Origin of the sequence: Mesorhizobium sp. YR577 (assembly GCF_900116595.1) — a bacterium.
Taxonomy (GTDB): Bacteria; Pseudomonadota; Alphaproteobacteria; order Rhizobiales; family Rhizobiaceae; genus Mesorhizobium_M.
In genome coordinates this window covers 487,949-500,773 of the sequence record NZ_FPBI01000001.1, presented here as the reverse complement: position 1 = coordinate 500,773, position 12,825 = coordinate 487,949, and the positions used below count along the sequence as shown (strand labels likewise).

14 protein-coding genes and 1 riboswitch are annotated in these 12,825 nt (G+C 62.7%); of the genes, 8 read left to right on the top strand and 6 right to left on the bottom strand.

All coding sequences use genetic code 11. The features are described from left to right. Positions 1-99 precede the first annotated feature (99 nt). Positions 100-774, top strand: a complete 675-nt coding sequence (locus BM413_RS02560; protein WP_244537719.1) for a YdcF family protein — start codon at positions 100-102, stop codon at positions 772-774. Between the two features lie 87 nt (positions 775-861). Next, positions 862-1,650, top strand: a complete 789-nt coding sequence (locus tag BM413_RS02555) for a lysophospholipid acyltransferase family protein (protein ID WP_091909954.1) — start codon at positions 862-864, stop codon at positions 1,648-1,650. Here BM413_RS02555 and BM413_RS02550 read toward each other — a convergent pair. Continuing rightward, positions 1,647-2,594: an aldo/keto reductase gene (locus BM413_RS02550; RefSeq protein WP_091910323.1), complete on the bottom strand. Its 948-nt coding sequence runs from the start codon at positions 2,592-2,594 to the stop codon at positions 1,647-1,649. The genes BM413_RS02555 and BM413_RS02550 overlap by 4 nt on opposite strands. 128 nt (positions 2,595-2,722) lie before the next feature. Next, entirely contained in the window at positions 2,723-3,241 is a 519-nt protein-coding gene (locus tag BM413_RS02545; protein ID WP_091909951.1) for a gamma-glutamylcyclotransferase, read from the bottom strand. Between the two features lie 139 nt (positions 3,242-3,380). On the opposite strand from BM413_RS02545, the gene BM413_RS02540 reads away from it, so the two are divergent. Next, entirely contained in the window at positions 3,381-4,367 is a 987-nt protein-coding gene (locus BM413_RS02540; RefSeq protein WP_091909948.1) for a DUF2125 domain-containing protein, read from the top strand. Positions 4,368-4,379: 12 nt separating this feature from the next. On the opposite strand, the gene BM413_RS02535 is transcribed toward BM413_RS02540, so the two are convergent. Both BM413_RS02535 and hisC read right to left on the bottom strand, forming a co-directional pair. Further along, positions 4,380-5,318: a prephenate/arogenate dehydrogenase family protein gene (locus BM413_RS02535; RefSeq protein ID WP_091909945.1), complete on the bottom strand. Its 939-nt coding sequence runs from the start codon at positions 5,316-5,318 to the stop codon at positions 4,380-4,382. 4 nt (positions 5,319-5,322) lie between these two features. After that, entirely contained in the window at positions 5,323-6,435 is a 1,113-nt protein-coding gene (hisC, locus tag BM413_RS02530; protein ID WP_091909942.1) for a histidinol-phosphate transaminase, read from the bottom strand. Between the two features lie 119 nt (positions 6,436-6,554). Further along, positions 6,555-6,633, top strand: a riboswitch (SAM riboswitch). Positions 6,634-6,689: 56 nt separating this feature from the next. On the opposite strand from hisC, the gene metA reads away from it, so the two are divergent. The 4 genes from metA to BM413_RS02510 all read left to right on the top strand — a co-directional run bounded on the left by metA (position 6,690) and on the right by BM413_RS02510 (position 10,074). Next, positions 6,690-7,610, top strand: a complete 921-nt coding sequence (metA, locus tag BM413_RS02525; protein ID WP_091909939.1) for a homoserine O-acetyltransferase MetA — start codon at positions 6,690-6,692, stop codon at positions 7,608-7,610. 218 nt (positions 7,611-7,828) lie between these two features. Continuing rightward, positions 7,829-8,155: a type II toxin-antitoxin system PrlF family antitoxin gene (locus BM413_RS02520; RefSeq protein WP_091909936.1), complete on the top strand. Its 327-nt coding sequence runs from the start codon at positions 7,829-7,831 to the stop codon at positions 8,153-8,155. A 3-nt stretch (positions 8,156-8,158) separates the two neighbouring features. Next, positions 8,159-8,650 carry a type II toxin-antitoxin system YhaV family toxin gene (locus tag BM413_RS02515; protein WP_091909933.1) on the top strand — a complete coding sequence of 164 codons (492 nt, stop codon included), beginning with the start codon at positions 8,159-8,161 and terminating at the stop codon, positions 8,648-8,650. Positions 8,651-8,868: 218 nt separating this feature from the next. Then, on the top strand, positions 8,869-10,074 hold the full coding sequence (locus tag BM413_RS02510) for an AI-2E family transporter (protein ID WP_244537731.1): 1,206 nt from the start codon (positions 8,869-8,871) through the stop codon (positions 10,072-10,074). Positions 10,075-10,084: 10 nt separating this feature from the next. Here the strand turns inward: BM413_RS02510 and BM413_RS02505 are convergent, their stop codons facing one another. Beyond that, on the bottom strand, positions 10,085-10,711 hold the full coding sequence (locus tag BM413_RS02505) for a TetR/AcrR family transcriptional regulator (protein ID WP_091909927.1): 627 nt from the start codon (positions 10,709-10,711) through the stop codon (positions 10,085-10,087). 72 nt (positions 10,712-10,783) lie between these two features. Here BM413_RS02505 and BM413_RS02500 point away from each other — a divergent pair, with 72 nt between their 5' ends. Beyond that, entirely contained in the window at positions 10,784-12,067 is a 1,284-nt protein-coding gene (locus BM413_RS02500; protein ID WP_091909924.1) for an MFS transporter, read from the top strand. Here the strand turns inward: BM413_RS02500 and BM413_RS02495 are convergent. Continuing rightward, the gene (locus BM413_RS02495; protein WP_091909921.1) at positions 12,051-12,821 is read right to left on the bottom strand and encodes a class I SAM-dependent methyltransferase; all 771 of its coding nucleotides are present in this window, start codon (positions 12,819-12,821) and stop codon (positions 12,051-12,053) included. The two genes, BM413_RS02500 and BM413_RS02495, sit on opposite strands and share 17 nt — an antisense overlap. Between the last annotated feature and the right edge of the window lie 4 nt (positions 12,822-12,825).

Genomic DNA, 12,825 nt, shown 5'->3' with positions numbered 1-12,825 from the left:
GCAAATGCGGCATTTGCACAGACGCTAATGAAAGCTGACCATAGCGGCATGGACGGATTCGGAACGGATCGGACGGTTGGCGGCACTCCGCCGGCATTCATGCCTGCGCCCCGGCGCAAGCCGTCGAGCCGTTTTGCCAGATTTCTGCGTGCCGCAGCCTTCGCAACCGTTGCCGCCGGTGTCGTCTTTGCCGCCGGTTTTGGCTGGTTCGCCGACTATGTAAGCCGCCTGAGCACGCCTGCGAACCCACCCAGCGCGGACGCCATCATCGTGCTCACCGGCGGGCAGTCGCGCATCGATGCAGCACTCGACCTGCTCAAGTCGGGCAAGGGCCAGCGCCTGCTCATCAGCGGCGTCAATCCGGCGGCGGGGCGCAAGTCGCTCCAGGCGGCAACAGGTGGCGACAAGACGCTGTTTTCCTGCTGCGTCGACATTGATTATGCGGCCATGGACACGATCGGCAATGCCGAGGAAAGCGCCAAATGGGTCGAGAGCCATGAATATGGCAGCGTCATCCTCGTCACCAACAATTACCACATGCCGCGCAGCCTGCTCGAAATGGGGCGGTTCATCGACAAGGCTAACCTGAAACCCTATCCGGTCGTCAACACGCGGCTGGACAATGGCACCTGGATGACCAAGCCTGAGGCTGTGCGCGTGCTGTTCACCGAATACACCAAATATCTCGGCGCCCTTGCCCGCACGGTGGTGCCGCTGCGCTCGACGCCGGACGGCGTGGTGCTGGTCGAAGCTTCCACCAGGGCGACGAACTAGGCACTTTGGAGATAACCGGCCTGTCCGGTTTTCCTTTTCCGGGCAGTTGGTGTAACCAGCGCTGACATCCTCCTCAGGCTTTCACCCATGGTCCAAATCCGCTCGCTGGCGTTCAACGTCCTCTTCTACGCCAATCTGATCGTCCAGATGATTTTCTGGACGCCGTACTATTTCCTGTCGCCGCGTCACCGCGCCTGGTTCGTGCCGAAATTCTGGAGCCGCACCAGCCTGTGGCTGCAGGACAAGATCGCCGGCACGAAAAGCGAGATCACCGGCCAGGAAAACCTGCCGGAGGGCTCCTACATATTGGCGCCCAAGCACCAGTCCTTCTGGGACGCCATCGCCTTCCTCCCGGACATTCCCGACGGCCTCTACATCCTGAAGCGCGAGCTGACCTGGATACCGTTCTTCGGCTGGTACATCCTCAAGATGCGGATGATCCCGGTCAATCGCGGCAGCCGCTCCAAGGCGCTGAAAGCCGTCGTTGCCGCCACCAAGGCGGAAATGGCGCGCAACCCCCGCCAGTTGATCATCTATCCGGAAGGCACGCGGCGCGCGCCCGGCGACGAGCCGGCCTATAAATGGGGCATCGTCGAGCTCTACAACCAGCTTGGCGTGCCGGTCGTGCCGGTGGCGCATGTGGCCGGGCTCTATTGGCCGCGCCGCAAGTTCATGCGCTATCCCGGCACGATAAAGGCGCGATACCTGCCGCCGATCCCGCCGGGCTTAAGCAAGGAAGAATTCATGCGCAGCCTGATCAGCGAAACGGAAGCGGCCTGCGACCAGTATCTGATCGAGGCCGCGACCTCGCCCAACCCGCCGGCTCTGCCGCCAACGGCGGTGAAGCGGCTGAAGGAGCTGGGCGTCGAGGTTTAGGCGCTGGCCTTATCCAGTTCTGCAATATCGGTCTGGTCGAGCTTCAGCGACACCGACTTGATCAGGCTGTCGACTTGCGCCACGGAAGTTGCGCTGGCAATCGGCGCGGTGACGCCCGGGCGGGCGATGATCCACGCCAAGGCCACCTCGGCCGGCGTGGCCGAATGGCGGGCCGAAACGGCGTCCAGTGCAGCAAGGATGCCCAGGCCCCGCGCATCGAGATATTTCTTCACACCACCGCCGCGCGCGCTTTTGGCGAGGTCGGCTTCGCTGCGGTACTTGCCGGAGAGGAAGCCGCTGGCGAGGCTGTAATAGGTGATGACGCCGATATCCTCGGCCATACAAAGATCACGCAACGCGCCGTCATAGCTCGGGCGGTCGTAGAGATTGTATTCCGGCTGCAGCACATCGTAGCGCGGCAGGTTCTTTTCCTTCGAGACTTTCAGGGCCTCGCCAAGCTGCTCGGCGTCGAGGTTCGATGCGCCGATATGGCGGACTTTTCCGGCAGCGATAAGCTTCTGGTATGCGCCGAGCGTCTCCTCATAGGGTGTCGCATCGTCGGGCCAGTGCGAAAGATAAAGGTCGATGACGTCGGTCTGGAGCCGCTTCAGCGATGCATCGACCGCCTTCTCGATATAGCCAGCCGAGAGATCGCGCTTGCCCTGCCCCATATCCGCGCCGACCTTGGTGATCACAACGACCTTGTCGCGGTTGCCGCGCGCCTTCATCCACTTGCCGATGATCGTTTCGGAGTCGCCGCCCGAATTGCCGGGCACCCAACGCGAATAGACATCGGCCGTGTCGATGGTGTTCAGCCCCGCATCCGTGAATCGGTCGAGCAAGTCGAAGGAGGTCTTTTCGTCAGCGGTCCAGCCAAAGACATTGCCGCCGAAAACCAGCGGCGCGATTGAAAGGTCCGTGCGACCAAGGCGACGTTTTTGCAAGATCGATACTCCGTGATTTCCGGGCCAGCGCGAGAACCGCACGGCCATCCCTGAAAGCTAAACCTTGCAGCAGGCAGGTTCAAACCCGGAAGGCCTTTTTTATCCTCACATAAATGCGAGCATGCCGGTCAAACGGCCAGCCGACGCCCGACATCCTCCAGCCAGTGATCCCTGATGCCGAGGGCTTCCAGATGCTCCAGCGTGCTCAGCACATAATCCTCGTTCGCGCCCGACTGGCCGACCGCGCCCAGAACGATCCTCGCCGCCTCGGCCTCGTCGAGATTGCCGGCATATTGTTCATGCGCGCGGTCGACGACGTAGCAGACAGCGTCGACCTTCTCGCCGCCATCAAGACGCACGGTTTGCGTGCGTTCAAGATAGACATTCGTGACCAGCTCGCGCTCGCGCAGATAGGCGATCACTTCGTCGCGCAATTCGCCCGGCACGCGAAAGGCGAGCCCGACACAGGAACCTCCGCGGTCGAGGCCAAGCACCAGGCCGGGACGCTGAGGCGTGCCGCGATGAACGAAAGAGCGGACACAAAGCGAGCGACGATAGCCATAAAGATGGGCGCGTCTGGTCTCCGTATGTGCAAAACCGGGCCGCCAGATCAGCGAGCCATAGCCAAAAACCCAAAAATCGCCCATATCGCCAAGCCAAGTCGTAATCGAAGCACTGCGCTTCGGGTCATGGGTAGAGCATGATGGCAAAAAGGGAAGCCGCTTTTTGCTCACATGTCACATGGACCGGAAAAGATAGTGCGCAGATAAAGGGATCGACGCGCCAATGACTGCAACCGAACTTTCGAAGCCGAACTACAACCGCCGCATCCTCTGGCTGGCGGCCTTCGTCGTGCTGCTGTTCGGCGGCTACAGCGTCGGCTGGTTTTATCTGGCCGGCAAGGTCGAGGCCAAGGCCAAGGCGGAGATCGCCTCGCTGAACCGCGACGGCATGGTTGCCGAATGCACCAATCCGGTAGCACGCGGCTATCCTTTCCGCCTCGGCCTTTTCTGCGATCGCGTCGCCTTCGAAGATGCCGGCCGCGGCGTCAGCGTTTCGGCGGGCAACTTCCGCTCGGCGGGCCAGATCTACGATCCGACCCACCTGATTGCTGAAATCGACAGCCCCGCGCGCATCGATGTGCCCCAGAGCCAGCCGCTTGCGCTGACCTGGGACAATCTGCGCGCCAGCGTGCGTCTGGCGCAGCCTTTGCCGGAACGCGTTTCGGTGGAAGGCAAGATGCTGAAGGCGGCGACTGATGCCGGCGCCCCTCTGCTCGCCGCCGATACATTCGAAGGCCATGTGCGCCCGAATGGCCAGGACCTCGACCTCGCCGGCAGCTTCGCCGGACTGGCGCTGGATTCCTCGCTGGTCGAGGGCAGAACCCTGCCCCTGCTCTCAGGCGACACCGACCTCACCGTCAAGAACGGCGTGACGCTTATCGCCCAGAAAGCCCAGTCGCTGCGCGGCCAGTCCGGCACGATCCGCTCGCTTGATCTTTCCACCAGCGAAACGGCCGGCCTCTCCCTGAGCGGACCCTTCTCGGTGGGCGAAGACGGGTTGCTGGATGCGCAGTTCAAGCTCACCGTCCGCGACCCGCAGGGGTTGGCGATGGCGCTCAGCGAGGCGATCCCGGAAAAGAGCGAGCAGATTCAGCAGGGGTTTGCAGCTCTTTCCATGCTCGGCAGTGCGCCGTCCCTGCCCCTGAAGATCAGCAAGGGCAGGGCTTCATTTGGCTTCATCAAGCTCGGGAACGTCCCGCCGCTGAAGTAACGCGGCGCGCCTTTACGACGTTTTGGCTGGATGCTCGATCGCCTGACGGCCGAAGTCAGGCGCGTCGATTTCCTGGCCGGCCTCGATGATCGAACGGCGCACGGCACGGGTGCGCGTGAACATGTCGAACAACTTTTCGCCATCGCCCCAGCGGATCGCCCGCTGCAGCGACGCCAGGTCTTCCGAGAACCGCGCCAGCATTTCCAGGATCGCGTCCTTATTGTGCAGGCACACGTCGCGCCACATGGTCGGGTCCGAGGCGGCAAGGCGGGTGAAGTCGCGGAAACCGGACGCTGAATACTTGATCACTTCCGACTTGGTGACCGCCTCCAGATCGTCCGCCGTACCGACGATGTTGTAGGCGATGATGTGCGGCAAATGCGAGACGATCGCCAGCACCATGTCGTGATGCTCGGGGTCCATCGTGTCGATGTTGGAGCCGCAGCGCCGCCAGAACTCCGACAGCTTTTCGAGCGCTTCCGGGTCGGTGCCCGGCAGCGGCGTGAAGATGCACCAGCGGTTTTCGAACAGGTCGGCAAAGCCGGCATCGGGACCGGATTTTTCCGTGCCCGCCAGCGGGTGGCCGGGAATGAAATGCACATTGGCCGGCATATGCGGGGCCATCTGCGCAATCACCGAGCCCTTGGTCGAGCCGACATCGGTGACGATCGCGCCAGCCTTCAGCGCGGGTGCGATTTCGGCAGCGACCGCGCCGGAGGAGCCGACCGGCACCGAGATGATGACGAGATCGGCATCCTTCACGGCCTCGGCAGCGCTGGTGGTGTAGCTGTCGCCGAGCTTCAGTTCCTCGGCGCGGGCGAGTGTTTCAGGGCTGCGGGTGGCGATGGAAACGTGGCCGGCAAGGTTCTCGCGGCGGATGACGCGCGCCAGCGACGAGCCGATGAGGCCGATGCCGACAAGGGCTATCTTTTCAAATAGGGGTTCGGACATTTCTTCAACTTTTCAGGAATTCGGTGAGTGCGGCGACTACGCCGCGATTGGCGTCTTCGGTTCCGACTGTCATCCGCAGCGCGTTGGGAAAACCGTAGCCGGCAACGCGCCGCAGGATATAGCCCCGCGCACTCAGATAATCGTCCGCCGCTGCCGCCGAATGCCTGGCATCGTCCGGGAAATGGATCAGCACGAAATTGCCGACGCTGGGCGTGACCCTCAGGCCGAGCCCGGAAAGCTCTTCGCTCAGCCAGCCGAGCCACTTCTCGTTATGCGCCACCGTGCGCTCGACATGGGCGCGGTCGCCCATCGCCGCCACGCCGGCCGCGATGGCAACGGCATTGACGTTGAACGGCCCGCGCATGCGCTCCATCGCCTCAATGATGTGCGTGGGCGCATAGACCCAGCCGATGCGCGCGCCACCAAGGCCGTGGATCTTGGAGAAGGTGCGGGTCATGACGACGTTCTGCGCGCCGGCCACGAGCTCGACGCCCGCCTCGTAATCGTTGCGGCGCACATATTCGGCGTAGGCCGCATCCAGCACCAAGAGCACGTTCTTGGGCAGGGCCGCGTGCAGGCGGCGCACCTCTTCGAACGGAATGTAGGTGCCGGTCGGATTGTTCGGATTGGCGAGGAACACGACCTTCGTCTTCGGCGTCACAACGGCGAGGATGGCGTCGACATCGGCGCGCTCATCGGTCTCCTTCGCCACCACCGGCACAGCACCGGCAGCCTTGATGTAGTTCTGGTAGACGAGAAAACCGTGCTCGGTGTAGACGCCCTCGTCACCCGGCTGAAGATAGGTCTGGGCGAGCAGGCCGATGATCTCGTCGGAGCCGTTGGAGCAGACGATGTTGGCCGGGTTCAAGCCATGCGCCTCGGCAATCGCCTGGCGCAGCTTCGAAGCCGAGCCGTCGGGATAGAATTCGAGCTTGCCCGCGACCTCGCGCACCGCTTCGATCGCTGCCGGCGATGCACCGAGCGGGTTCTCGTTGGACGACAGCTTGTAGACCTTGGTGACCCCCGCCGGCGCAGCACTCTTGCCGGGGATATAAGCCGCAATGTCCATGACGCCGGGTTTCGGCTGGGGGCGGCTGGGCTCATTGGCTTTCGTCATCGCGGGAATTGTCCGGGTTTTTGGGGAATTTCGAGACGCAAGCGAAATACAAGTCGCCGGTGCGCTTGTCGAGAAAAAGCTTGCCCGTTGACGGCGCTCCGGCGCAGTCGTAAAAGACTGTCACGTTCCGTGGTGATTTGGCCGGTCGGCTTGCAGCCACGTTAAATAAGTCGCTAAAGGGACCGATAACGACTCAATTCGTTCGGACCGGTAGCGATTTCGCCGCCGGTCTTTTTTGTTTTGGAGTTTGTGCGATGCCGATCAAGATTCCCGATCAGCTCCCCGCCCGTGAGGTGCTTGTACGCGAAGGCGTGTCCGTGATGGACGAGCGCACGGCGCTGCGCCAGGACATCCGTCCGCTGCAGATCGCCCTGCTCAACCTCATGCCCAACAAGATCCGCACGGAAACGCAGTTCGCGCGGCTGATCGGCGCCTCGCCGCTTCAGGTGGAGCTGACGCTGGTGCGCATCGGCAATCATGTGGCAAAGAATACGCCCGAGGAGCATCTGATTTCCTTCTACCGGACCTGGGAGGAAGTCAGGCACCGCAAGTTCGACGGTTTCATCATCACCGGCGCGCCGATAGAGTTGCTGGACTTCGAAGATGTCACCTACTGGAACGAGCTCCAGCGTATCCTCGATTGGACGGCGACCAACGTCCATTCCTCCTTCTTCATCTGCTGGGGGGCGATGGCCGCCGCCTGGCATTTCCACCAGGTTCCCAAATACACGCTCGACAAGAAGGCCTTCGGCGTCTTCCGCCATCGCAACCATGCGCCCGCCTCGCCTTATCTCGCCGGCTTTTCGGACGATTTCGCCATCCCCGTTTCCCGCTGGACGGAGGTGCGCAGCGCCGACATAAAAGCGGACACGGGCCTCGACCTGCTGATGGAATCGGACGCGACCGGCGCATGCCTGCTGGCTGAAACGGCCGGCAACCGGCTCTATATGTTCAACCACATCGAATACGATTCCACCTCGCTCAAGGACGAATACGACCGCGACGTCGCCGCCGGCACGCCGATCGAAGTCCCGCACGGCTATTACCCCGACAACGACCCCGCCCGCCCGCCGCTCAACCGCTGGCGCTCGCACGCCCACCTGCTCTTCGGCAACTGGATCAACCAGGTCTATCAGACGACGTCTTTCAATCTGGAAGATGTTGGAGGGGCGTAGCCAGCTGACATGTCATGCTCCGCGAGGCCAAGCGGACGACACGATCGGCTTCTCGTTGCCGTGGTGGTTCTGGAATTCGTTTGCCAGCAGGCGGTGTTCTTGCTGCGGCTGTAGGGGCTGCTTTGTTAGCCTCTTATAGCTGCACCTCACCGCCGCTATGACGACCTCCCTTGATATGGTAAGGATTTTTCATTACATTGCTGGCATTGGAGGTATCCATGACCGCTCTGTTTAAGGAAGTTAGTACAATCACGGCAAAGGGCCAGACGACGGTGCCGAAATCCGTTCGTCAGGTGCTTGGCGTAGACTATGGCGGCCAGATTGTTTTCAGCGTCGACGAACACGGCGTATCGGTGCAGCGCGCGGATACGGAGGAATCCGATCCGGCAATCGACAGCTTCCTTGCCTTTCTCGCCAGAGACATAGAGAAGAATCCGCAGGCGCTCGCGGGCCTTGCACCCGCTTTGGTTGACCGGATTGCCGGCTTGACGAAAGGCATGACGGTTGACCTCGAGTCGCCGATCGATGGCGAAATCGACCTCTAGATCATGCTGGCAGTCAATGGCTGGAGCATCCTCGCGCATCCTCTGTTCCTCGATCAACTGGAGAAGCTCACTTCAGCAGTGGAACGAGCGAAGGCCAAGGAGCCGAAAAACTACCAGAAGACCGCTAACGCCAAGCTGCTAGCGGCTTTAGCGGATCTGGTATTCAAGACGATTCCAGCCGATCCAACGCGCGCGATCTATCGGCAAGGTGGGACGCTGGGTGACAATCGCAAGCATTGGTTCCGGGCGAAGTTCGGCGGCCAGCGATTTCGCCTCTTCTTCCGTTACAACAGTGATGCGAAGGTCATCATCTTTGCTTGGGTCAACGACGAAACCACACTTAGAACCTACGGTTCAAAGACGGACGCCTATGCCGTGTTCAAAGGCATGCTTGACGACGGCAATCCGCCCGATAACTGGGCAGGCCTGCTGAAAGCTGCAAGCGCTAAGGAGGCACAGGAGCGCATTGTTTCATCTCAGAGCATTGCGGAATAGGATAAAATCCAGCTTAGCCCACTGTTCACGCTCTTTGCCTCGCGCCCGACAGTGCTTGTCACAACCACGTACGATTCTCCGACTACGGTCGCACTGACATCGGCGAATCGCCAAGGCGCGATTGGCAAATGCTGACGCCCGCGCGAAAACGCTTGGTGCTCTCCACCCAAAAGGGTTACGAAGATGAAGATGCGCCATTGCCGCAGGAGAAAAAGCTTTTGAGCGACCCGGAATACGGAACGTCCAGACGGGAACCACGCCTGCTTGGCCTTTCCACGCCCTCGCGCATTCCGTTGATCCCGCCGCTGACGGCGGCGCGCTGGCTGCTGGTGCTGATCGTCGCCGCCGGCATCTATTTCTTCAACGGTTTCCTGGTGCCGGTTCTGGCGGCGCTGGTGATCGCCTTTGCGAGCTGGCCGCTCTACCGCAGGCTTCTCGACGCCGTTTCCGGCAACAGGACAGTCGCAGCCACGCTGGCGATCCTGTTCATCGTCACCTTCCTCGTCGTGCCGATCGTGCTGGCCGGAACCTACACCGTCAACGAGGTGCGGGAATGGTTCGGCTGGGCCGTCGAGACCAACAAGCACGGCGCGCCGACACCCGCCTGGATAGTCGCCCTGCCCATCGCAGGCGAATGGTTCGACCAGCAATGGACGCGCTATATCGGCCATCCCGGCGCGATTGGCGAACTTATCCAGATCATCAGCGGCGCCAATATCGGCAGCATCTATCGCGGCGTTCTGGCCGCCGGCGGTGGGGCGTTCAACCTGCTTTTGACGCTGCTTTTCATGCTGATTGCGCTGTTCTTCGTCTATCGCGACGGCGAGAGTTTCGCAGCCCAGATCGGCCGGCTCGGCGAACGCATATTGCCGACGCGCTGGGAGCGGATTTCCGGCGTGGTGCCGGCAACCATCAGCTCGACGGTGACCGGCATGACGCTGATCGCCATCGGCGAAGGCGTCGTACTGGGCATCGCCTACTGGATCGCCGGCGTGCCCTCGCCGGTGACGCTCGGCGTGCTGACCGGCGTCATGGCGTTGATACCGGGCGGCGCGCCGCTGTCGTTCACGCTTGTCTCGGCCTATCTGGTGGCGCGCGGCTCGCCCATTGCCGGCATCAGCCTGTTTGCCTGGGGCGCGATCGAGCTGTTCATCGTCGACAAGACGCTGCGGCCCAAACTCGTCGGCGGGCCGATCAAGCTGCCCTTCCTGCCGACCTTCTTCGGCCTGATCGGCGGCGTGAAGACAATGGGTTTCCTCGGCCTGTTCATCGGTCCGGTGCTGATGGCGCTGCTGGTTGCGATCTGGCGCGAATGGCTGCGCGAGGTCGAGCAGGCGGACACACGCCCCTCTGAAAACGTCACACAGATATCCGGCGAGCTTCTGCCCGAACGCGAACCGCGACGGCTGGTGGGCTCGGAATAAAGCCCGAAGCCTATCCCTTCAAACTCGCCGCGATCAGCCGGTCGGCGTTGACGGCAACGGATGCCGCCGGGCCGCCGGGGCCGAAAAGCTGGCCCGAAACATAGGCACCTTCGAGCAGAAGCAGCAGGCCGTCGCCCAACGTGTCGCCATCCTCGGCGCCCATTTCGGCGGCCATGGCGCGCAGGCGGCGGCGCAATTCACGCTTGTTGTTTTCGCCCACCTGGCGGGCCGGATTGTCATGCTCGGGATATTCGACCGCCGCATTGGTCATGCCGCAGCCGCGATAGTCCTGCGTCACCGCCCGCTTTCCGACGCGGGTGAGAAAGGCCTTGATCTGCGCGCGCGGATCGCCCGGATGAGCCGCCACTGCCTCGTCGAAGCGCTCCCAAAACTCGGCCTCATAGGCGCGCAGATAAGACGCGGCGAGCTCGTCCTTCGACGGGAAGCTGCGGTAGAGGCTGGGCTTGGTGACGCCGGCCTGGCGCACGATCTCGTCGACGCCGATAGCGCGGATGCCCTCGCGATAGAACAGGTTTCGCGCCACACCCAATATGCGATCGGCAGCGCGTAGCGGTGGCGTCGCCTCATCTGAATTGGCAGTTTCTGACAGTTGCGTAGCAGCTTTTTCGGGTGACATGAATAAACTCGCTTGACAATGTTACTGACCGGTACGTATCAATGCGTATTCTGAAACGTACCGGTCAGTAACATGAACATAATACAGAACCGTCCCTTTGGCCAGCGCTATGCTTTCGTGGTTGTCGCGGTCATCTTTGTTTCGCTGCTGATCGCCGCCGGCATGCGCTCGGCACCCAGCGTGCTGATGCTGCCGCTGGAGGAAGCCTTCGGCTGGCGGCGCGACGCGATTTCGCTGGCCGCAGCCATCGGCATCTTCCTCTACGGTCTCGCAGGCCCGTTCGCGGCCGCACTGATGGACCGGGTCGGCCTGCGCCGCACGGTGATGGCGTCGATCGCGCTGATGTCGGCTTCGACCGCGCTCAGCCTGTTCATGACCGAGCCGTGGCACCTGGTCGCCACATGGGGCATCTTTTCCGGCATCGGCTCTGGCGCCGTTGCTTCGGTTCTCGGCGCCACCATCGTCAACCGCTGGTTCAAGACCAATCGCGGCCTGATGATGGGCCTGATGTCGGCATCGAGCGCCACCGGCATGCTGGTGTTCCTGCCGGCATTGGCGGCTCTTGCCCAGTATGGCGGCTGGCGGCCGGTGGTGATCACGGTTTCGATCGCGACCGCCGCCCTCCTGCCGCTGGTCTATTTCCTGGTGCCGGAGCGGCCCTCCTCGATCGGCCTGGCGCGCTATGGTGCCGAGGGCGACAACGAGCAGGACGCACCCGCCAACCAAAGCAATTTCCTCACCACGACGCTCGGCACGCTGCGCCGCGCCGCCGGCACCCGCGTTTTCTGGTATCTCTTCGCCACCTTCTTCATCTGCGGCTTCACCACCAACGGCCTCGTCGGCACGCATCTCATCGCATTCTGCGGCGACATGGGCATTCCCGAGGTTCGCGCCGCCGGCCTGCTGGCGCTGATGGGCGTGTTCGACCTGATCGGCACGACGCTGTCGGGCTGGCTCACCGACCGTTTCGACCCGCGCAAGCTTCTCGGCGTCTATTACGGCATTCGCGGCCTGTCACTGATCTACCTGCCCTATTCCGGCTTCTCGGGCCTGAGCCTGACGATCTTCGCCATCCTCTACGGGCTCGACTGGATCGCCACGGTGCCGCCGACCCTGCGCCTCGCCAACGAATCCTTCGGCGACCGCTCCGGCCCGCTGGTGTTCGGCTGGATCGTCGCCGGCCACCAGGTCGGCGCGGCGACTGCTGCCTTCTTCGGCGGCGCACTGCGCGAGATGCAGGGCGACTACGTGCTCGCCTTCCAGATCGCCGGCATGACGGCAATAGCAGCCGCAGCGCTCTCGCTGCTCATCGACCCGGCCGAAACGCGAGGCAGAGAGGTCATGCAGCCGGCTTAGGGTCAGAACCCGTGCTTTCCCGCGCATGGCGCCCGGCGCCCTGCGGCGTCAGCACCGGCATGAAGACGCGGCGCGACGCGCGCTGGGCGACCGGCACACCCTGGTAGAGGCGCTTCTGTGCCTCAACCACGATGACGCCGGAAAAGATCGGCCAGAAACGCCGGCCTGAGCGCTCGAGTAAATTGTGGAAGCGCAGCATGAAACGGCGGCGCGATGGCGGAAACATCAGCGCCTCCGACCAGGCCGAAGGCGTGAAATTGGCGTCGCGCAGCAGTTCGTTGAGCTGGCCGCGCGAGAACGGCCGGCCGGTGCCGAAGGGCGTATGCTCGAAGCGCGCCCAGACGCCGCGCCGGTTGGGCACGACGATGACGACACGGCCGGCAGGGGACAACACGCGCCAGACCTCCTTCAGCGTTTCGCGCGGATTTTCCGCATGCTCCAGCGAATGCACCAAGAGCATGCGGTCGATCGACGAATCGACCAGCGGCAATTCCTCGTCGAACACCAGTGCGGTGGAAGACGGCCGCGACGGCGGCCAGTTCACCGCGCCCTGCGTAGCCGGCATGAAGGCAAAGACCCGCTCGGCATCGCTGCCGAAGCGGTCGAGCCATGGCAGCGCATAGCCGAGCCCGACCAGCCGCTCATTGGGAATGCCGGCCCAGACCGAGGCCAGCGCCATGCCGATCGACTGCTCGGCGACGCGCCCGAGCGTGGTGCTGTAGAAGGAACGAAGATCGACAATGTCCGAATTCATGGCG

Excerpts from the sequence above, each read along its gene's own strand:
- BM413_RS02535 (WP_091909945.1), bottom strand. The coding sequence starts at position 5,318 with ATGTCCGAACCCCTATTTGAAAAGATAGCCCTTGTCGGCATCGGCCTC.
- BM413_RS02500 (WP_091909924.1), top strand. The coding sequence starts at position 10,784 with ATGAACATAATACAGAACCGTCCCTTTGGCCAGCGCTATGCTTTCGTG.
- BM413_RS02555 (WP_091909954.1), top strand. The coding sequence starts at position 862 with ATGGTCCAAATCCGCTCGCTGGCGTTCAACGTCCTCTTCTACGCCAAT.
- metA (WP_091909939.1), top strand. The coding sequence starts at position 6,690 with ATGCCGATCAAGATTCCCGATCAGCTCCCCGCCCGTGAGGTGCTTGTA.
- BM413_RS02560 (WP_244537719.1), top strand. The coding sequence starts at position 100 with ATGCCTGCGCCCCGGCGCAAGCCGTCGAGCCGTTTTGCCAGATTTCTG.
- BM413_RS02505 (WP_091909927.1), bottom strand. The coding sequence starts at position 10,711 with ATGTCACCCGAAAAAGCTGCTACGCAACTGTCAGAAACTGCCAATTCA.
- BM413_RS02495 (WP_091909921.1), bottom strand. The coding sequence starts at position 12,821 with ATGAATTCGGACATTGTCGATCTTCGTTCCTTCTACAGCACCACGCTC.
- BM413_RS02520 (WP_091909936.1), top strand. The coding sequence starts at position 7,829 with ATGACCGCTCTGTTTAAGGAAGTTAGTACAATCACGGCAAAGGGCCAG.
- hisC (WP_091909942.1), bottom strand. The coding sequence starts at position 6,435 with ATGACGAAAGCCAATGAGCCCAGCCGCCCCCAGCCGAAACCCGGCGTC.
- BM413_RS02515 (WP_091909933.1), top strand. The coding sequence starts at position 8,159 with ATGCTGGCAGTCAATGGCTGGAGCATCCTCGCGCATCCTCTGTTCCTC.
- BM413_RS02540 (WP_091909948.1), top strand. The coding sequence starts at position 3,381 with ATGACTGCAACCGAACTTTCGAAGCCGAACTACAACCGCCGCATCCTC.
- BM413_RS02545 (WP_091909951.1), bottom strand. The coding sequence starts at position 3,241 with ATGGGCGATTTTTGGGTTTTTGGCTATGGCTCGCTGATCTGGCGGCCC.